At 73.2% G+C, this 22,327-nt stretch carries 22 protein-coding genes and 1 riboswitch; of the genes, 7 read left to right on the forward strand and 15 right to left on the reverse strand.

Features of this window, described 5'->3' with window-relative positions; all coding sequences use genetic code 11:
* The first annotated feature begins 312 nt into the window (after positions 1 to 312).
* The gene (locus E1262_RS13980; protein ID WP_132103741.1) at positions 313 to 2,886 is read left to right on the forward strand and encodes a LuxR C-terminal-related transcriptional regulator; all 2,574 of its coding nucleotides are present in this window, start codon (positions 313 to 315) and stop codon (positions 2,884 to 2,886) included.
* A 127-nt stretch (positions 2,887 to 3,013) separates the two neighbouring features.
* Here E1262_RS13980 and E1262_RS13985 read toward each other — a convergent pair whose 3' ends face one another.
* The 10 genes from E1262_RS13985 to E1262_RS14030 form a co-directional block, all read right to left on the reverse strand.
* On the reverse strand, positions 3,014 to 3,766 hold the full coding sequence (locus tag E1262_RS13985) for a L,D-transpeptidase (RefSeq protein WP_132103742.1): 753 nt from the start codon (positions 3,764 to 3,766) through the stop codon (positions 3,014 to 3,016).
* Between the two features lie 151 nt (positions 3,767 to 3,917).
* On the reverse strand, positions 3,918 to 4,751 hold the full coding sequence (locus E1262_RS13990) for a RecB family exonuclease (protein ID WP_132103743.1): 834 nt from the start codon (positions 4,749 to 4,751) through the stop codon (positions 3,918 to 3,920).
* 91 nt (positions 4,752 to 4,842) lie between these two features.
* Positions 4,843 to 5,448, reverse strand: a complete 606-nt coding sequence (locus tag E1262_RS13995; protein ID WP_132103744.1) for a MarC family protein — start codon at positions 5,446 to 5,448, stop codon at positions 4,843 to 4,845.
* Positions 5,449 to 6,327: a PHP domain-containing protein gene (locus tag E1262_RS14000; protein WP_132103745.1), complete on the reverse strand. Its 879-nt coding sequence runs from the start codon at positions 6,325 to 6,327 to the stop codon at positions 5,449 to 5,451.
* 40 nt (positions 6,328 to 6,367) lie between these two features.
* Positions 6,368 to 7,009, reverse strand: a complete 642-nt coding sequence (locus E1262_RS14005) for a DUF6758 family protein (protein ID WP_132103746.1) — start codon at positions 7,007 to 7,009, stop codon at positions 6,368 to 6,370.
* 156 nt (positions 7,010 to 7,165) lie between these two features.
* Positions 7,166 to 7,765, reverse strand: coding sequence for a histidine phosphatase family protein (locus tag E1262_RS14010; RefSeq protein WP_132103747.1), 600 nt, complete (start codon positions 7,763 to 7,765; stop codon positions 7,166 to 7,168).
* Between the two features lie 338 nt (positions 7,766 to 8,103).
* Positions 8,104 to 8,580, reverse strand: coding sequence for a YflT domain-containing protein (locus E1262_RS14015; RefSeq protein WP_132103748.1), 477 nt, complete (start codon positions 8,578 to 8,580; stop codon positions 8,104 to 8,106).
* Between the two features lie 113 nt (positions 8,581 to 8,693).
* A complete protein-coding gene (locus E1262_RS14020; RefSeq protein ID WP_132103749.1) occupies positions 8,694 to 9,200 on the reverse strand; it encodes an HNH endonuclease in 507 nt (168 codons plus the stop codon).
* A 158-nt stretch (positions 9,201 to 9,358) separates the two neighbouring features.
* Positions 9,359 to 10,090, reverse strand: coding sequence for a lysophospholipid acyltransferase family protein (locus tag E1262_RS14025; protein WP_132103750.1), 732 nt, complete (start codon positions 10,088 to 10,090; stop codon positions 9,359 to 9,361).
* Between the two features lie 47 nt (positions 10,091 to 10,137).
* On the reverse strand, positions 10,138 to 10,863 hold the full coding sequence (locus E1262_RS14030) for a hypothetical protein (protein WP_132103751.1): 726 nt from the start codon (positions 10,861 to 10,863) through the stop codon (positions 10,138 to 10,140).
* Positions 10,864 to 11,121: 258 nt separating this feature from the next.
* Positions 11,122 to 11,227: riboswitch (TPP riboswitch) on the forward strand.
* A 95-nt stretch (positions 11,228 to 11,322) separates the two neighbouring features.
* Here E1262_RS14030 and E1262_RS14035 point away from each other — a divergent pair.
* The 3 genes from E1262_RS14035 to E1262_RS14045 are packed head-to-tail and all read left to right on the forward strand — an operon-like array spanning position 11,323 to position 14,206.
* Positions 11,323 to 11,925, forward strand: coding sequence for an ECF transporter S component (locus tag E1262_RS14035; RefSeq protein WP_132103752.1), 603 nt, complete (start codon positions 11,323 to 11,325; stop codon positions 11,923 to 11,925).
* The gene (locus tag E1262_RS14040; protein ID WP_132103753.1) at positions 11,925 to 13,403 is read left to right on the forward strand and encodes an ABC transporter ATP-binding protein; all 1,479 of its coding nucleotides are present in this window, start codon (positions 11,925 to 11,927) and stop codon (positions 13,401 to 13,403) included. Before E1262_RS14035 ends, E1262_RS14040 begins: the two co-directional genes overlap by 1 nt.
* A 2-nt stretch (positions 13,404 to 13,405) precedes the next feature.
* Entirely contained in the window at positions 13,406 to 14,206 is an 801-nt protein-coding gene (locus E1262_RS14045) for an energy-coupling factor transporter transmembrane component T family protein (protein WP_420810528.1), read from the forward strand.
* 296 nt (positions 14,207 to 14,502) lie between these two features.
* On the opposite strand, the gene E1262_RS14050 is transcribed toward E1262_RS14045, so the two are convergent.
* A complete protein-coding gene (locus tag E1262_RS14050; protein ID WP_132103754.1) occupies positions 14,503 to 14,958 on the reverse strand; it encodes a MarR family winged helix-turn-helix transcriptional regulator in 456 nt (151 codons plus the stop codon).
* 69 nt (positions 14,959 to 15,027) lie between these two features.
* On the opposite strand from E1262_RS14050, the gene E1262_RS14055 reads away from it, so the two are divergent.
* The gene (locus E1262_RS14055; RefSeq protein ID WP_132103755.1) at positions 15,028 to 16,176 is read left to right on the forward strand and encodes an Mrp/NBP35 family ATP-binding protein; all 1,149 of its coding nucleotides are present in this window, start codon (positions 15,028 to 15,030) and stop codon (positions 16,174 to 16,176) included.
* A 16-nt stretch (positions 16,177 to 16,192) separates the two neighbouring features.
* Positions 16,193 to 17,173 (forward strand): hypothetical protein, encoded by a 981-nt coding sequence (locus E1262_RS14060; RefSeq protein WP_132103756.1) that lies wholly within the window; start codon positions 16,193 to 16,195, stop codon positions 17,171 to 17,173.
* A gap of 5 nt (positions 17,174 to 17,178) precedes the next feature.
* Here E1262_RS14060 and E1262_RS14065 read toward each other — a convergent pair whose 3' ends face one another.
* The 4 genes from E1262_RS14065 to E1262_RS14080 all read right to left on the reverse strand — a co-directional run bounded on the left by E1262_RS14065 (position 17,179) and on the right by E1262_RS14080 (position 20,712).
* Positions 17,179 to 18,009, reverse strand: coding sequence for an intradiol ring-cleavage dioxygenase (locus tag E1262_RS14065; RefSeq protein ID WP_132103773.1), 831 nt, complete (start codon positions 18,007 to 18,009; stop codon positions 17,179 to 17,181).
* Between the two features lie 2 nt (positions 18,010 to 18,011).
* The gene (locus E1262_RS14070; RefSeq protein WP_132103757.1) at positions 18,012 to 19,520 is read right to left on the reverse strand and encodes a sensor histidine kinase; all 1,509 of its coding nucleotides are present in this window, start codon (positions 19,518 to 19,520) and stop codon (positions 18,012 to 18,014) included.
* On the reverse strand, positions 19,517 to 20,221 hold the full coding sequence (locus tag E1262_RS14075) for a response regulator transcription factor (protein ID WP_132103758.1): 705 nt from the start codon (positions 20,219 to 20,221) through the stop codon (positions 19,517 to 19,519). The genes E1262_RS14070 and E1262_RS14075 overlap by 4 nt, the downstream gene beginning before the upstream one ends.
* Positions 20,222 to 20,337: 116 nt before the next feature.
* Positions 20,338 to 20,712 carry a hypothetical protein gene (locus E1262_RS14080; RefSeq protein WP_132103759.1) on the reverse strand — a complete coding sequence of 125 codons (375 nt, stop codon included), beginning with the start codon at positions 20,710 to 20,712 and terminating at the stop codon, positions 20,338 to 20,340.
* 378 nt (positions 20,713 to 21,090) lie between these two features.
* Here E1262_RS14080 and E1262_RS14085 point away from each other — a divergent pair, with 378 nt between their 5' ends.
* Complete coding sequence (locus tag E1262_RS14085) at positions 21,091 to 22,311, forward strand: IS110 family RNA-guided transposase (protein ID WP_132103760.1); 1,221 nt, start codon at positions 21,091 to 21,093, stop codon at positions 22,309 to 22,311.
* Positions 22,312 to 22,327: the final 16 nt, after the last annotated feature.

Raw genomic sequence — 22,327 nt, forward strand, 5'->3', positions numbered from 1 at the left:
CCCTTCGGTCCGGTACCGCCTTCCGATGACCGCCAGCGCAGGGGTGGTGTGACCTCGGGGTGGAGGGTGCCGACGGTCACCGGAAGGCAGCGCGGCCGGCGTCGCAGGCGCCCCCTACGGATCCGGCCGAGCACGGGAGTCCGACGTGGTACCAGCCCGCCGTCATCCCGAACCTGTCGCGCCCGTCTGACCGGGCGACAAGCTGTGCCCAACGCTACGAAGAGCCGCACGCCGCGGCATCCGTAGTGATTACGTAAATTCTTCCGCGCCGATCACCGCGATCATGCTCATCTGCCTCTACCGTTGGCGTGCATGCACGCCACTCACGCGCTGAGTCAGTGGCCGCTGGTCGGCCGGTATGACGAGTACGCGGCCGCGCTGCAGGTCCTGACCGGCGACGACCCCGCTACGGCGTTCGGCGTGCTGCTGGTCGGCGAGTCCGGCGTGGGCAAGTCGACGCTGGCGAGCCGGTTGGAGGAGGCGGCCGCCGGCAGCGCGTATGTGGTGACCGTCACATCGCCGAGTCGGGCGCAGCCGGTCATGCTCGGCGCGCTCGCCCCGCTGCTCACCGACGTCGCCGCGCACGCCGACGCCAGCCCGATCTCGGTGTTCCAGGCCGCCGCGGACCGGCTCAGCCGCGATGCCGGCGGCCGGCCGGTGATCCTGCGGGTCGAGGACGGCCACCTGCTCGACGGTGCCAGCGCGGGCCTGCTGCGGATGCTGGCGATGGCGAAGCGCGCTCGGCTCCTGGTCACCAGCCGGCCGAACCCCGGCATCCCGGAGGACCTGGTGGCGCTGTGGAAGGACGGCTGGCTGCGCTGGATCGACGTCGCGCCGCTGGACCGCGCCGAGACCACGCTGCTGCTGCGCGAGGCGCTCGGCGGCGTCGTCGGCCGCGACACCGACCGCCGCATGTGGGAAGCGAGCCTCGGCAACCCGCTCTACCTGCGCGAACTGGTCCGCTCCGCGCTGAGCCGGGACGAGCTCGTGGACCACCACGGCGTGTGGACATGGACCGGGCCGGTGGTGCCGGGCCGCCTGATCGAGCTGGTCACCGCGGAGCTGCGCCGCCGCCCCGACGGCGAGCGCGAGGTGCTCGAGATCGTCTCGCTGGCCGAGTCGCTGCCGCTGCCGCTGCTGTTCGAGCTGGCCGACACCGACGCGGTCGACTCGCTGGTCGAGGCCGGCATGCTGGTCGTCGACAACGCCGCAGCGCCACCGACGGCCCGGCTGTCGCACCCGGTCTACGGTGAGGCGATCCGGAGCCTGGTGCCGCCCGGCCGGCGCCGCGTGCTGCGCGAACGCGTGGTCCGGCACCTGCCCGCCCCGCACGACGCGTCGCTGCCGGACCTGCTGCGGTGGGTGTCGTGGGCGCTCGAGGCCGGGTCGGTGCCCGAGCCGGAACTGCTCGTCGAGGCCGCCGCGCTGGCCAACCGGCTCCAGCAGGCCGCCGACGCACGCCGGTTCGCCGATCTCGCGCTGCTGGCCGACCCCGACGACGGCGTGGTGGCGGGCGCGCTGGCCGAGCGGGCCCGAGCGCACCGAGTACTCGGCGCCGTCGACCGCGCCCAGGCCGACCTCGACCAGCTGCACGCGCTGCCCGCCGAGGTGCTCACGCCGGCGCTGGAGGCGCACGCGGCCATCACCGGCGCCGACGTGCTGTTCCACGGACAGGCCGACCCCGAGGCGGCGGTCCGGTTGCTGGACGAGGCGCTGCCGCGGGTCGCCGGCTCCCCGCAGTCGTCCGCCGTCGTGCGCGGCCACCGGCTGACGGTGCTGATGAACGTCGGGCGCACCGGCGAGGCGCTGGACGAGGCGGTCGACTTCCTCAGCGACACGACGCTGCCGCTGCTGGCCCGGATCCAGCTGGCCGCGCCGGTGCAGTTGTCGTTGGCCCGGGCCGGCCGGGTGGCCGAGGCGCTCCGGCTGGGCGAGCGGTACATGGACGCCGCCCGCGAGTCGCTGTCCGAGGCGACCGCGTTCCTCATGCCGCTGCGCGCCGCCATGGTGGTGATCCGGCTGTTCGCCGGCGACGTCGACGGCGCGGAGCGGATGCACGCCGACGAGTCCGACCTCGACATCGAGCACGTCCACCATCACCGCAACGTGCCGGGGCTGGTCGAGGCCCAGCTCGCGATGGCCCGCGGCCGCTGGTCCGAGGCGTCCGGGCACCTGGGCGGCGCCATCGCCGCACTGCACGAGTCCGACCCGCGCGGCCTGCTGCCGGCCGTGCTGGCGCTGGCCGCGGAGTCCGCCGTCTGGCTCGGCGACGTCGAGGAAGCAGCCCGATTCCGTGAGGAGGCGCTGCGCCAGCCGGTGCACGAATCGTCGACGATCTTCGGCCGGCGCCGCCGCACGCTGCTGTGGGTCGGTCTGGCCCGCCGCGAGGGCGACGCCGTCGACCAGGCCCTGGACGCCGCCGACGCCGCGGCCGCCGCGAACCTGCCGCCTGCCGAGCTGGACTCGCTGCACGTCGCGCTGCTCGGACTGGCCGACAGTCTGCCGACGGCGCGCGAGCTGACACTGTCCGACGTCGCGGACCGGATGGCCGCCGCCGCCAAGCAGTGCGACGGCCTCACCCGGGCCGAAGCGATGGCCGGTTACGCCCGTGCCCTGGCCGCCGGCGACACCGAGCTGGCGTCGGCGTTCGAGGCGACGCTGGCCGGTTACGGCATCTGGACCAACCCGCCGCGGCAACAGACCATCGCGCTGACCCGCCGTGAACAGGAGATCGCCCCGCTGGCCGCCGCCGGCATCTCCTCGCGCGACATCGCCCGCCGGCTGAGCATCTCCACCCGCACCGTCGAGAGCCACCTGGCCCGCATCTACGCCAAGCTCGGCATCACCAGCCGCGCGGAGCTGCCAGCCGCACTGAGCGGCCGCTGATCGAGCGTTGGCCAGCCCACGCGTGCGTTGATCACGTTGAGCGGGCCCGCGCGTTTGCTTGGCAGCGCGACGGGAGGACACGCCTAGCCCGACGGCCACGGCTCGGTCCAGCCCTTACGCGCGGGCGTCAGGTACGGAGCACGACCACGGGGGTGCCGACCTCGGTGTGCTCCCAGAGCGCGACGGCGTCCTCGAGGTCCTGGCGGATGCAGCCGTCGGAGAGCGGCGTGCCGAGCTGGGAGAGCGTCTGCACCTCGGTGCCGGTGGCGGTGTCGACCGGGAGGTCGTGGAAGCCGATGTTGGAGTTCTGGCCGCGGAAGAACCGCACCATGTACTCCATGGTCTCGGTGCCGTGCCAGCTGACGGCGTCGCGGGACTTGGAGAACACCTCGAAGGTGCCGGTGGGCAGCTGGTCGTAGCGGCTGCCGGAGACCAGGTAGGTACGCACGACGGTGTCGTCGGCGTCGACCAGCCAGACCTGCTGCTGGGTGATGTCGAACACCACCCGGTGGCCGGAGCCACTGCCGGCCGGGAGCGGGGCGCTGGCGACCGGCTTGGCGTTCGGGTCGGCCGGCGGCTCGACGATCACCTTGACCATGGCCGGACGGGCGGCCTTGGGGCCGAGGCCGCGGTCGGTGGTGCCACGGGAGGCGTCGTCGCCGTCGCGTTCGGACAGCGGCGGCAGCGCGCCCGCGCTGGCTGGGACGTCCGGCCCGGTGGCGGTACCGGCCAGCGCGAACAGGCCGGTGGTGACCGCAAGGGAGCAGCTGAGCACGGTGACCCGCACGCCGTGGATGCGGGAGCGGCGGCGAACGCGGGAACGACGACGAGACGAGTGCCGCGTGGCCGATCGGGCCGAGACGCCGTAGCGCCCTGCCATCCGCGCTCCTTCCGGGTCGGGGGTAACCGTCACTCAGCGTACGCCACCGCGTCGTCCGGGTGGCGGCACCGGCATGATCATGCGCTCGGGCGCGCCCGGATAAACGTGACCGACCGGACGAAACCAGGTCAGGACGGTGTCACGGCCGCCGTCAGGACGTCTCCAGACCGGCCCAGGAGGCCCGGGTGGACGTGGACGCCCGCCCTTCAGAGCAGTGCTGCAGGTAGTCGCACCAGCCGCACAGCGACGACGGGCGCGGCGGGAACCGGGTGTCGCCGGTGTCGCCGGCCCGGAACGCGGCGTCGGCCTCGGCGCACTCCGCGGCGATGCCGTCGGCGCGGTCGAGGTGGCGGGTGAGCGTGCGGTCGTCGTGCTCCCACACCGCGACGGTGCCGGACGGCAGGTGGTGCAGCTCGACCCGGTGGCACGGGGTGCGCAGTGTACGGGCGGCCGCCGCGGCGTAGACGGCCAGCGCCAGCGAGCTGCGCGCGTCGTCGGTGCTGAGCACGTGCCGGCCGGTCTTGTAATCGACGATGACCAGCTCGTCGCCGCGCTGGTCGACGCGGTCGATGCGGCCGGTCAGCGACGTGCCGCCATGGATGAGCCCGACCGTGCGCTCCACGCCGCGGGGTTCGTCGTCGGGGTCGAGCCTGGCGACGTAGCCCGTCACCATGTCGCGGGCCCGGACCCGCCAGAGGTCGGCCTGCTCAGCGTCGCGGAAGCCCTCGGCCGTCCAGTACTCGTCGACCATGGCGCCGGCCCGGTGCGGCGTGCGGGCGTCGCGAGGCAGCCGCCACCAGCCGGCCAGCGCGTTGTGCACGACGGCACCCAGCGTGTTGTGCGCCCACGGAGGGCCCTTGGGCGGCGGCGGGCGGTCGAGGTAGGTGAACCGGTAGCGGCGGGGACAGTCGAGCCAGGTGTTCAGCCGCGTGGGCGTGGCGCTGTACAGGCGCCGCGGCATGCCGTCGAGGATGGGCTGGCTCATGCGTTCATTCTCCCGCCCGGCACCGACAGCGTTCCCTTTCCCTGGTGGGACTCGCCGCCTAGGACCTCGCGGTCGGCATCGAGGCCGGCCATCATCCCGCGCCCGCGACGAAGGCCCGGACGGAGTCGGCCACCAGCTGCACGGCGATGGCCGACAGCAGCAGGCCGGCGATCCGCGTCACCAGCAGGATGCCGGACTCCCTCAGCACCCGCAGCAGCAGCACGCTGAACCGCATCGACGCCCAGATGCACAACAGGACCACCACGATTCCGAGCGCCAGCGCGAGGACGTCCCACCCGCCGTCAGAGTCCTGCACGAACACCATCGTCGCGACGATGGCACCCGGCCCGGCGAGCAGCGGCGTCCCGAGCGGCACCATCGCGACGTTCCCGGCGGCCGCGGTCTCCGGCTGGTCCGCCTTCCCGGTCAGCAGCTCGAGCGCGACCAGCAGCAACAGCAGCCCGCCGGCGCCCTGCAGGGCGGGCAGGCTGATGTGCATGTAGTCGAGGATGGTGCGGCCGAACAGCGCGAAGACGGTGATGACGCCCCCGGCGACGGCGACCGCCTGCCAGGCGGCCCGGGTCCGCTCGGCCGGCCGCCGGTTGCCGGTCAGCGCGAGGAACACCGGCACGGTGCCCGGCGGGTCCATGATCACGAACAGCGTGACGACGACCTCGCCGAACAGCTGCCAGTTCACCTAGGGACTCCAAGTGCGCTCGTCGTGGTCGCGGCGGGGTCCGCTCCCGCCGGCCAGCGATCGTAGCCGTTCCCACTCCTCCGGTGCGGTGGTGTTGACGCCGAGCTCGTGGTCGAGCTTGCCGGTGCCGTGGTAGTCGCTCGAGCCGGTGACGACCAGGTCGAGCTCCCGCGCGACGCGGCGCAGGGTCCGCCGGCTGGCGTCGTCGTGGTCCTGGTGGTCGACCTCGATGCCGTCGAGTCCGGCGTCGCGCAGCGCCTCGACGGCCGACGGCGTCAGCGCACGGCGGGCGCCCTCGCGGCCCCACGGGTGCGCGAGTACGCACACCCCGCCGGCCGCGTGCACCAGGTGGATGGCCTCCTCGATGTCCGGCGCGTACTTCGCCGCCCAGCCCGGCCGGCCCTGGCCGAGCCACCAGGCGAACGCCTCCTCGCGGTCGCGCACGTACCCCTTGGCGATCATCGCGTCGGCGACGTGCGGCCGGCCGACGGTGGAGGCGTCGGGCGAGTGGGCCAGGATGTCGGCGACGTCCATCGGCAGCCCGGCGGCCGTCAGCGCGGCGGCGATGCGGGCCAGCCGGGTGCGGCGGTCGTGCCGGACCCGGCCCAGCTCGGCGGCCAGCGGCTCGTACGCCGGGTCGACCAGGTACGCCAGCAGGTGCACGCCGTGGCCGCGCAGGTTCGTCGAGATCTCCGCACCCGGCACGACCTCGACGCCCGTCTCGTCACCGGCCGCGAGCGCGGCCGCCCAGCCGTCGAAGGTGTCGTGGTCGGTCAGCGCGACGACGTCGAGTCCGACCTCCTTGGCCCGCCGGACGACGTTCTCCGGGCGGTCGGTGCCGTCGGAGACGCTGCTGTGGGTGTGCAGATCGATGCGCAACCGGGGCACCCTCGATGGGATCGCTGGACGTCCGATGACCTCACTGATCGTAGCCCCGCGTCAGCCACGGCGGAGGCGTTCCGTACGGCAACAGGTCCGCCTCGTGGCCGAGATCACGTAGATCGACCACCTCGACGTCCTCCAGCAGCAGCACGCCGGCCGACTGCGGGTACAGGATCGCCCACAGCCAGCTGCCGCCCCAGTGGCCCGCGTAGACGGCGCGGTCGGCCGGCCCTTCGACGAACCACAGCGGCACCGTGCGGCCCTGCACCAGCACCTTGGCCCGTGGCTCGCCCTCGACCGCCTTGCCCGGGTCGGCGGCCTCCAGCCCGGCCAGCCCGGCGCCGAGCCCGACGCCCTGCTCCTCGGCGACGAGCAGGAAGTCGCCGGGGCCGCCCATCGGGTTCGGTCCGCTGATCCCGACACCGCTGGCCCGCACGCCGCCGGCGTCGTCGCCGGCGTGGATGACCGCGCCGACGACCCAGCCGCGCGGCAGCGGCCACGGCAGCCACAGCGGCACGTGCGACTCGCGGGCCAGCTGGTGCACCAGCGGCGCGCTCGGCGTCGTCACCGGCGCCAGCGGGTACACCTCGCCGTGCAGGGAGCAGATCCACCGGCTGGACCACGCACCGGGCGGACGGGCCGGAGCGCCGCACCGCGGGCAGGTTCGTTCGCCTCTCACACGAAGACGCTGACGTGTCCGCCCCAGCGCGTCAAGCACCTCGCCGCAACGCACTCCGAGGGCCGGCCGGAAATGATCAGGTTGAGCAGCCTTGCTCCCGCTCTGCGAGGCATGCATGCCCGGGGAAGCGTGAGTACGCCTGGGGATGGGGCCCGTTCAGGGGGCGTTCCAGCGGTCGATGGCGGGCGTCTCCCGCTCCCAGCCGAGGATGGACACCGTCGCCGTGTCGAGCCGCAAGCGGCCGCCGTCGGCGGCGGGGAGGCCGACCCAGCGCGCCCCGACCACGCGCAGGATGTGCCCGTGCGCGAACACCAGCGCCCGCTCGCCGTCGAACGCCCGCAGCCGGGCGATGACGCGGTCGACCCGCGTCTCGACATCCTTCGGGCTCTCACCGCCGGGCGACCCATCGGTCCACAGCGACCAGTCCGGGTCGGTCTCGCGGATCTCCGGCGTGGTGATGCCCTCGTAGTCGCCGTAGTCCCATTCACGCAGGTCGTCGTCGATCTCGGGGTCCGGGAAGCCGGCCAGGACCGCCGTCGTGCGGGCCCGCTGCAGCGGACTGGACAGCACCAGGCCGAACGACCCGCCGTCCAGCTTCGCCGCCAGAGACCGGGCCGCCCGCTCCCCCTCGGGCGTCAGCGGGAGGTCGGTGCTGCTGGTGTGCTTGCCGTCGCGGCTCCACTCGGTCTGACCGTGACGGACCAGCCAGATCTCGGGACGGTGAGCCTGCCGATCCGGCTGCCGGAACGTCGCCATGCTGGTAACGCTAGCGGTGGAGTCGGCTCGGCGAGGAGGAACCCGTGACGGTGAGCGACTGGGCGTTCTACCACGGCGGCCAACGGCAGGACGGCCGGGACTACGACGCCGCCGTCGCCGACGCGCTGGACGAACGGCAGGGCACCAAGATCGGCCACTACGACGGGCTGGTCTACCTGGTGCTGCGGCGGGTCCGGTACGACGGCGGTGTGCGCGACGCCGGCCGCCTGACGGTGCTGGCCGGGCCGGACGTCGCCGTCACCGTCAGCGAGGGCGACCCCGACCCCGTCCCGTTGATCGCGGCGCAGCTGGAGGGACTTCAAACGCCGCACCTGGCTCTAGGACGTGCCGGTCTGCAGCGACAGCCGGGCCAGCAGGTTACGCGCTTCGTCGGCGTGCTGGTGCTGGCAGTAGACCTCGTACCGGCCGGCGACGGTGACGCTCTGCGACGTGAAGTCGCGGCGGCCACCGGTGAACCAGTAGCCCACGAGACCGAAGATCATCATGAAGATGGCGCCCCACAGCACGCTGAGCAGGATGATCGCCAGCCAGCCCTCGTCGGTGAACAGACCGAGCAGGAGGCCGACGAACAGGCCCAGCCAAGCGCCGGTGGCCAGGCCGCCGAGAGCCGCCTTGCCCCAGGTCAGCCGGCCGGTGACCCGCTCGACCTGACGGAGCTCACTGCCGACGATGGCCAGGTTCTCGACGGGGAACTTCTGGTCGGCCAGATAGTCCACCGCCTTCTGCGCCGCGGGGTAGTCGTCGTACGTGCCGACGACGATGCCGGTAGGAAGACCGGGAACGGGACTCGCCATGACACACCTCCTAGAGGCCGACAGTACTCGCGCGGACGATCACCGGACGGTTCATTCGCCGACGACATCGGCGGAACGTCACTGCTGAGCGGGCGAATCGGGACGAGACAGGGCTACGCCGTCGAGGCGATGAGCCAATCGGGCAGCTCCGCGGCCGCGGTGACGCCGAGCGCCAGCACCAGCGCGCGGTGCGCCTTGGGCTCGAACGGGTCGACGAGCAGTGTCATGCCCGCCTCGGCCGGGGTGCGGTCGGCCTTGAGCTGGTTGCACGACACACAGGCCGCGACGGTGTTCAGCCAGCTGCGCTGGGCACCGCCGCGGGACGTGGGCACGATGTGGTCGATGGAGTTGGCCCGGCCGGCGCAGTAGGCGCAGCGCCGTCCGTCGCGTTCGAGGACCCCGCTGCGCGACCACGGCACCTTGCGGCGGTACGGCACCCGGACGAACCTGAGCAGCCGGACCACCAGCGGAGTGGGCAGCTCGCGGGTGGCCGACCGGATGAGCTTCTCGGTGTCGGCGTGCTCGACGACGGCTTTCTCGGTGAGGATGAGGATGACGGCGCGGCGCACCGAGACCACGGCCAGCGGTTCATAGGAGGCGTTCAGAACGAGTGTGTTCATAGCGCACGCCTCCTTCCCGAGCCCGTGTCAGGGCTCGCCGCTCTGACTCTAGTGTGGCCTATTCGCTCGGTAGGGAACGGAACGGCAAAATCTGGACCAATCGCTGGCGGTGCCCGCGCGTGCGGACCCGCCTCTACAGTGCATCGACGTCGCCGCGTTCACAATGGCTTTTCCTTCTGGTCCAGGTCGAGTCGCGGCAGCGACTCGCCCGACACCGAGCGCCACACGTCGGTGACGCGGTCCTGGATGAGCTCGACGACGTCGCGCAGCGGCTGGCCGGCGAACTCGTCGGGCAGGATCGGCTTGCCGACCCGCAGTTTGATGGTCGGACGGCGGACGATGGAGGTGAGCGCGCCGCCGAGGCTGCGCGCGATGGACCCCGACCCGATGCGCCGGGCGTCGTGGTGGGCCACCGGGATGACCGGCGCCTTCGAGTCCGCCGCCAGCCGGCCCACGCCGAACCGGAATCGCCGCGGCGAGCCGTCCGCGGTGGCCGAGACGTCACCCTCGGGGTAGATGCCGACGACCTCGCCGCGGGCCAGCGCGTCGTGCGCCGCCTTGAGCGCCGCGGCACCCGCCTGCCGGCCGCCGACCTCGATCATGCCGGCCTGCCGGGCGAGTGGGCCGATGAACGGGTTGGCGAACACCAGGGACGACGCCATGAAGCGCACGTGGCCATGGGTGACGCCGCAGCCCTCGCGCTGGCACGGGACGCTGGGCCGCAGCCCCGCGCGGTACAGCGTGGCCAGCACCGGGGGCACGTCGCAGATGGTGGTGTGGTTGACGGCGACGATGGCGGGGCCGTGCAACGGCAACGCCGAGAGGCCGTCGGGCTCGACGCTGCCGAACAGTCTGGTCAGGCCCACGGCGACCGTCCCCACCAGCTCCACGGGGGAAGATTAACCCATGCGTAGGACGGACAGGTGACGGCGCGGCGTCACGGCGTGGGCGTCGGCGTGGCGCCCGGGACCGGGATCTTGGTGAGGTCGACGACGGCGTCCTCGGCGGGCGGGGTGACGGCGACCTCCGTCCCGTAGTCGGAGAAGGTGATGACGCCGGCACCGGCCGACGCGCCCTTCTCCTCCAGCCGCAGCGGCAGCGGCTCGCCGGTGGCGGCGACCCAGAGCGTGCCGCCCGTCTGCGGGAACAGCAGGCCGACCGCCGGCACGCCGTCGACCTCGCGGACCGCGGTGAGGCCCTCAGGGTCGTCGGCGCCGAGCACCGCGGCCGCGAACGTGGACCCGTCGGCGAAGATGGCGAAGCTGGACGCCGCCTCCGGCGAGATGAGCAGCCACTTGCCGGCCAGCGTGGTGTCGACGTCGGCGCCGACATATGTGGCCAGGCTCTCGGGGTCGCCGGTGACGAAGACCGCACCGGGCGTGGCGACCAGCTGGACGGTGGTGTCGGAGCCGACGGTACCGACGGACCCGACGCCGTCCTTGAACGCGATGTCGATGGTGTTGCCGCCGACCGTCGTGCCGGTGACGCGGTAGGAGCCGGTGGCGCGCATGGCGGCCAACGACCGCTGCAGCACTTCCGCCGGCGCCAGCTCGTCGACGCCGTTGGGCGCCTCGGTGAGCCCCTCTTCGACGCTGATCTGCGCCAGCGGCGAGACCGCCGGGTGTTCCGGCCCGGATGCACACGCCGTCAAGGCGATGGTCACGAGCGCTGCGGAACCGGCTGCAGCCAGTCGGCGAACGACCAGTTGCATGTGCGGCTGACCTCTTCGTTCCGGGGTCGGCTCGGTGACGAGCACGAGGCGGCTCCGGCTGGAGCGCCTGATGGAGCATACCCACGGTCATGCCGCGTCGTCACCGAAACGTGACCTGGCCGGGGCCCCGGGGACACCAGTATCCGGACGTTACCGCTGATCAACGCGTGTGTGGCCAAAGGGTGTAATCTCATTCACGAGACAACTGAATACCCACGACAGGGGAGCGCTGCAGCGCTGAGAGTGCGGGACAGGCCCGCAGACCCTCGAACCTGATCCGGGTAATGCCGGCGCAGGAAGTCGACACCTCGACCGCAGCAGCGCGTCCCACGGGCAGGTCCCGTGGCGGCGCGCTGTATCGCGTCTTCGAGGGCCCCTCGTCGTACCCCCCGTACGAGAGGAGCTTCTCCGATGAGCGAGCCGGGAACCGTTGAGCTACGACGGCACCGCTGGCGCACCGTCGACATCGTCGTCGCGTCTGTCATCGGCGTCGTGTTCGGCGTCGTCTTCGCCATCTGGAACAACGTGGTGTACTCGGCGATCAGCGGGCCGATCGGCTCGTCGCCGCTGGCGCCACTGGTCGCCGGCATCTGGCTGATTCCGGCCGTGGTCGGCGGGCTGGTCATTCGCAAGGCCGGCGCCGCGCTGTACACCGAGGTCGTCGCCGCGACGGTCTCGATGTTCTTCGGCTCGGTGTGGGGGCTGTCGGTCTTCATGTCCGGCGTCTGGCAGGGCCTGGGCGCGGAGCTGGTGTTCGCGCTGCTGCTCTACCGCCGGTGGGGGCTGCTGGCGGCGGTGCTGGCCGGCGGCGGGGCCGGGCTGGCGATGGGTCTGTACGAGATCAACGTCTATGTGTCGACATACGCGGCGGACTGGAAGCTGGTGTACGTGCTGTCGGCAGTGGCGACCGGGTTGGTGGTCGCGGGCGGGCTCGGCTGGCTGCTGGTCCGGGCGCTCGCCCGGACGGGTGCGCTGGCGCCGTTCTCGGCCGGCCGCACGCAGCGCGAGATCTGATGACGGTGCCAGACCGCGGCGCCGCGGTCCGGGTGCGCGGGTTCGGCTGGCGCTACGCCGGCCGGAAGGCGTGGGCGTGCCGCGGCGTCGACCTCGACATCGCCGCCGGTGAACGGGTGCTCCTGGTCGGGCCGTCGGGCGCGGGCAAGTCGACGGTGCTGCGCGCCGTCGCCGGGCTGCTCGACCCCGAGACGGCGGCGGAGCAGGAAGGCTCGGTCGAGGTCGGCGGCGTGCCCGCGGCGGCCGCGCGGGACCGCGTCGGCATGCTGCTGCAGGACCCGGAGGCATCACTGGTGATGTCGCGCTCCAGCGACGACGTCGCGTTCGGCCTCGAGAACGCCGGCGTGCCGGCCGAGGAGATCTGGCCGCGGGTGGACGAGGCGCTCGCGCGGGTCGGGTTCCGGCACGGCCGCCACCGGCCGACCGCGGCGCTGTCCGGCGGCGAGCAGCAGCGGCTGGCGCTGGCCGGCGCGCTGGTCCGCCGTCCGTCGGTGCTGGTGCTGGACGAGCCGACGGCCAACCTCGACCCGGCCGGGACGGCGACCGTGCTGTCGGCCGTCGAGTCGGCGCTGACCGGTGCCGGGACGACGCTGCTGCTGGTCGAGCACCGGGTCGACGCCGCGGCCGGGCTGATCGACCGCGTCGTCGTGCTGGAGCCGGGCGGCGGGGTCGTCGACGACGGGCCGCCCGCCGAGGTGTTCGGCCGGCGCGGCGCCGCGCTGGCCGCGGCCGGGGTGTGGGTGCCGACACCGTGGGGCCCGGCCGCTCCCCCGTTCCGGCCCGGCCCCGGCGGCGACGTCGTGCTCACCGCGCGCGACCTGAGCCTGACGTATCCGCGCACCCGCCGGCCGGCGCTGTCGTCGGCGTCGCTGTCCGTGCGCCGCGGCACCGCCGTCGCCGTGACCGGGCCGAACGGCAGCGGCAAGTCGACCCTGGCGATGCTCGCGGCCGGGCTGCTGCCGCCGGACACCGGTTCGGTGCGGCTGTCTGGCGGCCCGGACCGGCCGCTGCACCGGTGGCGGCCACGGGACCTGTGCCGCCGGGTCGGGACGGTGTTCCAGGACCCGGAGCACCAGTTCGTGACCCGTACGGCCCGCGACGAGCTGCTGGTCGGGCCGCACCGTGCCGGGATCCCGGCGGACGCGGCGGCGCGGCGGGCGGACGAGCTGCTGGACCGGCTACGACTGACCCGGCTGGCCGGCGCGAACCCGTTCACGCTGTCCGGCGGCGAGAAGCGGCGGCTATCGGTGGCGGCCGTGCTGGCGACCGCGCCGGACCTGCTGGTCATGGACGAGCCGACGTTCGGGCAGGACGCGCGGACGTGGGCGGAACTGCTCGAGCTGTGTGTGGGGTTGCGGGCGGGCGGGACGGCGATCGTCGCGGTCACGCACGACGAGGCGTTCGCGAGCGCGCTGGCCGACGAGCGGGTGACGGTGTCCGGCGGCGTGCCGGCGACCGCTGCGGAGGTGCGGTCGTGACGCTGCTGCAGACCCATCTGTCCACCGACCCGGGCGCGCCCCTCGCCCGGCGGAACCCGGTCGCGAAGCTGGCGGCCGCGCTGATCCCGTCAGTGGTCCTGCTGGTCAGCGTCGATCCGGTGTCGTCCGGCCTGCTGCTGACCGCCTGGCTGATCTCGGTGCCGTCGTGGGGTGTGGGCTGGCCCGGGCTCGTGCGCCGGCTGTGGCCTCTGGGCCTGGCCGTCGTCATGGTGACGCTCGGCAACGCCGTGTTCACCGCGCGCAAGGGCGGCGCGACCATGCTCGAGGCCGGTCCGCTGCTGATCACGACGGAGAGCCTGGCGACCGGCGCGACGGCCGGGCTGCGGGTGGCGGCGATCGCGCTGCCCGGCGTGCTGGCGGTGCTGACCATCGACCCGGTGGACCTCGCCGACTCGCTGGTCCGGCATCTGCGGGTGCCGGCCCGGTTCGCCTACGGGTCACTGGCGGCGTTCCGGCTGGCGCCGCTGCTGGCCGCCGAGTGGGAGGTGCTCGGCCGGGCCCGGCGGGCCCGCGGCCTGGGCGGCGACCGCAACCCGCTGCGGGCGCTGGCGGTTCTCGGCGGGCGGCTGTTCGCGCTGCTGGTCGGCGCGGTGCGGCGCGGGACGCACCTGGCCGTCGCGATGGACGCCCGCGGGTTCGCGGCATCGGCGCACCGCACGTCCGCCCGCCGGCCGGAGTTCGGCCGGGCGGACGCGGCCCTGCTCGCCGCGTCCGCCCTGCTGACCGCCGTCGCCGTCACCGCCGCCCTGGCGACCGGCGCCTGGTCCCCCGTCCTCTCCTAGAAGTGAGGCTCTTCTGCTGCTTCGGTGGGTGCGTTGCCCGGCGAGGAGTCGGTGTGACCGCGGCCCAAGCCAACGAGGAACGCCACCCGGCCAGTGTTGATCAACATGGAGGTCCGGAGAATCGACACCGCAAGTGAGGACACCGGTGGATGCCCGCGAAACCGGCGGACGCCGGGCCGATCCCCGCCGCATCCGCCGGTTTCGCGGGCATCCACCGGTATCGCGGGTACCAGCCACGGCACCTGTTCCGCACCCACCCACGGAAGCAGCAGAAGACCCTCATCGCCGGCTGCGGGTCAGGGGTCGATGCGGCGGAGCAGCTGCGACAGCGTCGCCAGTTCGGCGTCGTCGAAGCGGCCGACGACGTAGTCGTGCACGCCGCGCAGATGGGTGCCGCTGGCCTCGCGCAGCCGCTCGTACCCGGCGTCGGTCAGCACCGCGTAGAAGCCGCGGCCGTCGCGCTCGGCCTGGGTGCGTTCGAGCAGGCCCTCCTCGACCATCCGGTCCACCAGCCGGGTGAGACCGCTGGGCGACAGCATGACGCGCTCGGCCAGCTCGCTCATCCGCAGCCGCCGGTCGTCGGCCTCGAGCAACCGGACGAGGACGTCGTACCAGGCGAGCGGGAGGTCGTGCTTGGACAGCAGGTCGCCCTCGAGGCGCCGCAAGACCCGCGACTGCGCGCGGATGAGCAGCCGCCACACCTCGAGCTGCTCGGGCGTGACCCACTGGTCGATGTCCTTGCCGGCCGTCATGTCGTCTAGATCCTAGACGGCGGCGCCCGCGGGACGACGCAGAAGGGCGGCGGACGTAGCATCGACCACATGAGTACCTTCCCGACCGTCGAGGACGTCACCGCGGCGCTGGCCGGTGTCAAGGACCCGGAGATCAAGCGGCCGATCACCGAGCTCAACATGGTGAAGTCCGTGGACGTCGCCGCCGACGGCCGCGTCACGGTCACGGTGTACTTGACGGTGGCCGGCTGCCCGCTGCGCGACACCATCACCCGCGACGTCACCGCGGCCGTGATGGCCCTCTCCGGCAGCACCTCGGTCGAGGTGGTGCTCGACGTCATGTCGGCGGAGCAGCGCAAGGAGCTGTCGCAGCAGCTGCGCGGCGGCGCGCCGGAGCGGGAGATCCCGTTCACCAAGCCGGGCTCGCTCACCCGCATCTACGCGGTCGCGTCCGGCAAGGGCGGGGTGGGCAAGTCGTCGGTGACGGCGAACCTCGCCGCCGCCATGGCCGCCGACGGCGTCAGCGTCGGCCTGGTCGACGCCGATATCTACGGGCACTCGATCCCGCGCATGTTCGGCGTCGCGGGGTCGCAGCCGACCGTCGTCGAGCGGATGATCATGCCGGTGCCGGCTCACGGCGTGAAGCTCATCTCGACCGAGATGTTCAAGCCCGACCGCGACATCCCGGTCGCCTGGCGCGGCCCGATGCTGCACCGCGCGCTGCAGCAGTTCCTCACCGACGTCTACTGGGGCGACCTCGACGTCCTGCTGCTCGACCTCCCGCCCGGCACCGGCGACGTCGCCATCTCGCTCGCGCAGCTGCTCCCGAACGCCGAGATCCTGGTCGTGACGACGCCGCAGCTGGCCGCCGCCGAGGTCGCGGAGCGCGCGGGCTCCATCGCCATGCAGACCCACCAGCAGGTGGCCGGCGTCATCGAGAACATGTCGTTCCTGCCGTGCCCGCACTGCGGTCCGGAGCACCGCCTCGAGCTGTTCGGCAGCGGCGGCGGGCAGCGCGTAGCCGACGGTCTGTCGCGACGGCTGGGCGCCACGGTGCCGCTGCTCGGCGAGATCCCGCTCGACACCCGGCTGCGCGAGGGCGGCGACGCCGGCTCCCCGCTGGTGCTGGGCGAGCCGGACGCCCCGGCGTCGGCAACGCTGCGCGAGGTGGCCAAGCGCCTGTCGCACCGCCAGCGCGGCCTGGCCGGCATGTCGTTGAGCCTCTCCCCCGCCGGCTGATGGCAGGGTCGGCGGCATGCGTCGCGTCGCCGCCCTGCTCAGCGCCCTGTTTCCGCTCGTCGCCGGCTGTGCCGACGACGACGGCGGCGGCTCCGCGGCGCCCACCGGCGCGCCGCCGGGCAGCCCGATCACCGCGGACCTGACCGTCCCACCGGGCACCGTGCTGCTGGGCGCTCCGTTCCCGTACGCCGCCACGGACGACGGCCCGGCCGCCGGGACCGAGGCGCTGCTGCTGGTCGACGGCGATCCGGTCGCGGCGTTCGCGGGCCTCGTCGACCAGGTCCGCGCCGCAGGCCTCGTCCCGCTGATCTACCACCCGGACGAGGACGCCGAGCCCGCCGCCTGCCAGGTCGCCGACGTCACCTACCCGGACGCCGTCGGTGATCGCTGGCCGCTGGGCAGCGACGACCTCCCGGACGGCGACGACCCGCTCGCGCTGGAGTGCGAGACGCACGCGTTCGGCTCGGACGGCTACCGGCTCGACCTGAAACTCGTCGTCAGCGAGCGGACCGACCCGTACCTGTCCTTCGTGCGGATCACCGAGGTCCAGGACAGTCTGTCGTCGCCGCTGCCGGACCTCGAGGCCGAGGCGCCCACGCCGGCGGGCGACGCGCCGGTCACGCCGCCGCCGGTCCCCGACGACCTGCCCGGGCCCGGCGACCCGATCGGCGTGCCGTTCGCACCGTCCGGCGAGGAGCACCGGCTGCTCGACGGCTACGAATTGCTCGCCCCGCCGGTCACGTCCACCTGCGCGACCGGCGGGTTCGTCGCCGTCGTCCGCGGCACCGAGGGCCAGAGCACCGGCGACGCCGTCGACACGTGGGTCGAGCACCTGGGTGGGGAGTCGTTCGCTCAGGTCCCGGCCCCGGATGGCGACGTCTCCGCGACGATCGGCGGTGTGCCGACGCGGCGGGTGGTGCTCAGCGGCGCGGGCGCCGGGACGGTGACCGTCACCGGCGCCGGCGAGCACGTGCTGCTGGACCGCTGCAACGACTGATCCGGTCACACGCCGAGGTTGGTGTACCCGAGCCAGCCGTCGCCGTCGGCGATGACGGTGAGCAGGCCGGCGTCGGCGTAGATCGAGTCGCCGTCGTTGTACGTGTCGCGGCCGGTGTGGTCGCTGTACGGCGCCTGTCCGTACACCTGGTCGCTGAGCTCGTCGTCGAAGAACAGCTGCGTGGTCAGCACGGTCTCCTGGTCGACGTGCACGCGCACGTGGATGTGCACCGTCCGGCCGCGGTACCAGCCCGGGTAGATGGTGGTGAACCGGACGATGCCGTCGGCGTCGGCCACCTGGGCGCCGCGCAGGTAGGTGCCGTCGTCGGTGGGCTCGGACTCGACGTCGCCCTGGCTGTAGGACCCGTCGGACGTCGTCGACTCGCCGCCGCCGGGCGGCCCGCCGGACGCGACCTCGAATCCGGAGTACTCGCCGCCGGCGTCGCAGTGCCAGATCTCGACGACGCTGTCCGGCAACGGGGTGTTCTCCGCGTCCTGCACCCGCAGTGCCAGCGTCAGCGTCGCGCCGGGCCGGTCCTCGCGGAGGTCGGAGCGGATCGAGTCGACGTCGAACCAGTACGGCCCCTCGGTCGTCTCCGGCGACGTCCCGGCCACGTCGACCGCGTCGAGCATCGCCACCAGGTCGGTCCCCGCGGCCGACGGAGTCGGCGTCGCGGCCGCCGTGGTCCCGGCGCCCGCGCCGGTGCTCCTGCCGTTGCTCGTGCCGGAGCCCGCTCCGCAGGCGGCGAGCACCGCCCCGAGCCCGACCGTCCCGCCCAGTCCCAGTGCCCGCCGCCGCGCGATCAGCCGGCGGCTGTCCTTGACCTCGTCGTTCATCGTCATGGTTCGACAGTGACAGCCGCGGCTGGGCCGCTCCCGTGAACCAGCTGTGCGTCCGCTGTGAGGGCGGGCAGCCGGACGGTGAACGTCGTGCCGGCCGTGCCCTCGGCCGCGGTGCGGCTCGCCACGGTCACGGACCCGCGGTGCGCCTGCACGATCGCCTCGGCGATGGCCAGCCCCAGCCCGGTCGAGCCGCCGCCCCGGCTCCGCGCGGTGTCGGCCCGGCTGAACCGCTGGAAGAGCACGCGCCGCAGCTCTACGGGCACGCCGGGGCCGTCGTCGCGCACCTCGAGCACCACCTCGTCGCCGGCGACCCGGCCCGACGTCCACACCGTCGTACCCGGCGGCGTGTGCACCCGGGCGTTGCCCAGCAGGTTCGCCAGCACCTGCCGCAGCCGCGCCTCGTCGCCCTCGACCAGCAGCGGCGCCGGCGGCGAGCCCAGGTCGAGCCGCCAGGCGTGATCCGGTCCGGCCGCATGGGCATCGGCGACGGCGTCGACGAGCAGTGCGGCGAGGTCCACCGGCGTGCGGTCGAGCGGCCTGCCGGCGTCCAGGCGAGCGAGCAGCAGCAGGTCGTCGACCAGCCCGGTCATCCGGTCCGCCTCCGCCTCCACCCGGCCGATCGCCTGCGTCGCCGACGGCGGCACGGCGTCCGGCGAGCGGCGGACCAGCTCGGCGTAGCCGCGGATCGACGCCAGCGGTGTGCGCAGCTCGTGGCTGGCGTCGGCGACGAACCGGCGGACCTGCTGCTCGGACTCGTGCCGCACCGACAGCGCAGACTCGACGTGCCCGACCATGCGGTTGAACGCCGCGCCCACGCGGCCGACCTCGGTCCAGTCGGCCGCGAGGGCGGGTGGCACCCGCGGGATCGCGTCCACCTCCCCACGGTCCAGCGGCAGCTCGGTGACCTGGCCCGCGACGGCAGCGACCTCGTCCAGCGGCCGCAGCGCCCGCCGGACCAGCACCGTCCCCGCGCCCGCGGCCACCGCCACCCCGGCGGCGGCCAGCCCGATCTCCAGGCCGACGTACGAGCCGATGGTCCCGGCGGCGTCCGCGGTGCTCATGGCCGTCACGACCGGGTCGCCGCCGGTCATCGTGCCGACGGCGTGGAAGGTGCCGAGGCCTGGCAGCTCCACCGAGCGGATCACGCCGTCGCAGGGCAGCTCCTCCAGAGCGGCGAGCTGCGCGTCGTCGAGCGGCTGGAACACGCCGGAGTCGTCGAGGTAGCCGGCCTGCTCGACGCGGCCGTCCTCGTAGTAGACCTCGACGGTGCCGGTGGCCTGGCCGGGCGGCACCCGGGGCTCGTCGGGCGGCTCGCCGGTCCCGTGGCCTCCGCCCGGTCCGGCCGCGTCCTTGGCCCGGTCCGCCGCCGCCAGCAGCTGGGTGTCCAGCTGGTCGTACAGCGTCGAGCGCAGCACCAGCGTCGACACCACCGCCAGCGTCGCCGTCACGGTCAGCACCAGCGCCACGACCGTCCAGACCAGACGGCGGCGCAGCGGATGCCTCACGGACCGCTCGCCGGCTTGAGCTGGTACCCGACGCCGCGGACGGTGTGGATCATCGGCTCGCGGCCCTTGTCGATCTTGCGTCGCAGGTACGAGACGTACAGCTCGACGATGTTCTCCTGGCCGCCGAAGTCGTACTGCCAGACGCGGTCCAGGATCTGCGCCTTGGACAGCACCCGGCGCGGGTTGCGCATGAAGTAGCGCAGCAGCTCGAATTCGGTGGCGGTGAGGCGGATCGGCTCACCGTCGCGGCCGACCTCGTGCGCCTCCTCGTCCATGACCAGGTCGCCGACGGTGAGAACGGCGTCCTGACGGGCCCGCGTCGCCCCGGCCCGTCGCAGCAGGCCGCGCAGCCGGGCGACCAGTTCCTCGAGGCTGAACGGCTTGGTGACGTAGTCGTCGCCCCCCGCCGTGAGCCCGGCGACGCGGTCCTCGACGGCGTCGCGGGCGGTCAGGAACAGCACCGGGACGTCGGGACGGTGCGCCCGGATCCGCCGCATCACCTCGATGCCGTCGAGATCGGGCAGCATGACGTCGAGGACCACCGCGTCCGGCGGCTGCTCGATCGCGGTCCGCACGGCGTCCTGGCCGGTCAGGGCGGTCGCGGTGGTCCAGCCCTCGTATCTGAGGACGGAGGTCAGCAGCTCTGCGAGGTTCGGCTCGTCGTCGACCACCAGGACCCGCGGCGGGAGTGTGTCGGTCATGCCGTCCGGTCTATCCGCCCCGGTTGAGGGGTTGCTGAGACGCGCCTGTGAAGTTGCTGTGAAACGCCGGGAGCCGCCACCCGTGGCGGGTGGCGGCTCCCTGGTACGCGTCGGCGTCAGGTGGTGGCAGACGACTCCGTGGCGCCGTCCTCGGACTGCTGCTGCTCCTCGTCGGACTGCTGCTGCTCCTCGTCGCAGCCGGCGCCGCCCGGGCCATGGCCCTGGCCCCTGCCCGGCTCGCCCGGCCGCGCCTCGTCGGGCGTGGTGGAGTCCGGCGTGCTGGAGTCCGGCGCCTGCGACTCCGGTGCCGTGGCGTCCGGCGTCCCGGATTCCGGCGTCGTCTCGGAGCTGTCCGGCGTGGACGTGCCGGAGTCGGCCGCCGCCGCGATCCCGTACCCGCCGAGCAGCAGCCCGCCGGCGACGGCGGCCGACACGATCGGCGTGCGCCAGCGCCGCATGCGGTCGCGAGTGAGTGTCGTGGTGTCGGACATCGAACCTCCCGAAGGTGGGTGAACCGCGCACCGGCTGGTGCACGTCTCTCGACCTTCGGCGCCGAAGCTGTGCTCGTCCTCGGGCGAACCTGTGCGTCCGCTGTGGATCCTTCTGCATCCTTGCGTTGATCTTGGAGTTGTTCGGCAATTGCGGGGCTACTAGACGATTCCCGTAGGACCGGTGTCCGGCCAGACTCGGTCCAGGCGCTCGGCGGGACGCTCTCTTCTGGGCTGCCCATCCCGCTTGTGGGGTGTGGCTCTATTTCGGTTTGCGGTCCGCCGGGCGCCGTGGCGCGGTGTGGCTCAAGAGGGGTGTGCCCGGCTCGCAGTAGCAGTGCCCGCCTCGCCGGCCCATCGGTATCGGGAGCGAGGAGCTACATGAGCATCGAGAACGGCGTCGTGATCGGCGTTGACCCGCACAAGTTGTCGGCCACGATCGAGGTCGTCGACCAGCGTGAACAGATTCTGGGATGTGGTCGGTTCGCCACCGACAAGGCTGGTTACCAGGCGATGCGTCGCTACGTGCAGGACTGGCCGCACCGGGTCTGGGCGGTCGAGGGCAGCAACGGAGCCGGGCGGCCACTCGCGCAACGGCTGCTCGCCGACGGCGAGGCGGTGGCCGACCTTCCGGCGAAGCTGGCCGCTCGAGCGCGGCTGCTCGACACCGGTCACGGCCGCAAGACCGACGCTCATGACGCGCACTCGGTGGCCGTTGCAGCGGTGCGCGCCAAGGAGTTGCGCGTGCTCGCCGTCGACGCCCAGCTGGAGGCGTTACGGATGCTGTTGGATCGCCGTGATGAGCTGATGCGCCGCCGTGTGCAGACGGTCAACCGACTCCACCGGCTGTTGTCGGAACTGCTGCCCGGCATGGCGAAGAAGGACATCACCAGCCCGCAAGCACAGGCGCTGCTGAGGACTGTGCGTCGGCGAGACCTGGTGGGCAAGACCCGGCGGCGCATCGCCGCCGACGAGGTCGCCGAGCTGGTCGGGATCGAGAAGAAGGCCAAGGCGCTGGCCAAACAGATCGAGCAGATGGTGGTCGCGTCGCAGTCGCGCCTGATGGATCTGCGTGGTGTCGGACCACTGGTGGCTGCCCGCGTGCTCGTCGAGGTCGGTAACATCGCCAGGTTCGCCGACCGCAACCGCTTCGCCTCCTGGACCGGGACCGCGCCGCTGGAGGCATCGTCGGGTGAGCAGGTCCGGCACCGGCTGTCGCGGGCTGGGAACCGACGGATGAACCACATGCTGCACATCGTGGCCACAACCCAGATCAGGCTCGACACACCAGGCCGGGCGTACTACCGACGCAAGCTCGCCGACGGAAAGACCCGGATGGAGGCCATGCGCTGCCTCAAACGCCGGATCTCCGACGCGGTCTACCGGCAGTTGGTCGCCGACGCTCGCGCCGCCGACATCGAGGAGTTTGGAACGGGCCCGGGAGGGCACTGCGGGGCGACTCATCAATCCAGCGCGGTCGACCTGCCCCCGCACATCGACACTTCGGATCAGCCACTTCCCGGACCCGCGAAACCGACGCTACAACCGAGCCCACCCTCCCGGAAGCCCGCAGCCAAGCAATCCCTCAAACGAGCCGGTTGACAACAGAGGGGAGCCG

Origin of the sequence: Jiangella aurantiaca (assembly GCF_004349105.1) — a bacterium.
Taxonomy (GTDB): Bacteria; Actinomycetota; Actinomycetes; order Jiangellales; family Jiangellaceae; genus Jiangella; species Jiangella aurantiaca.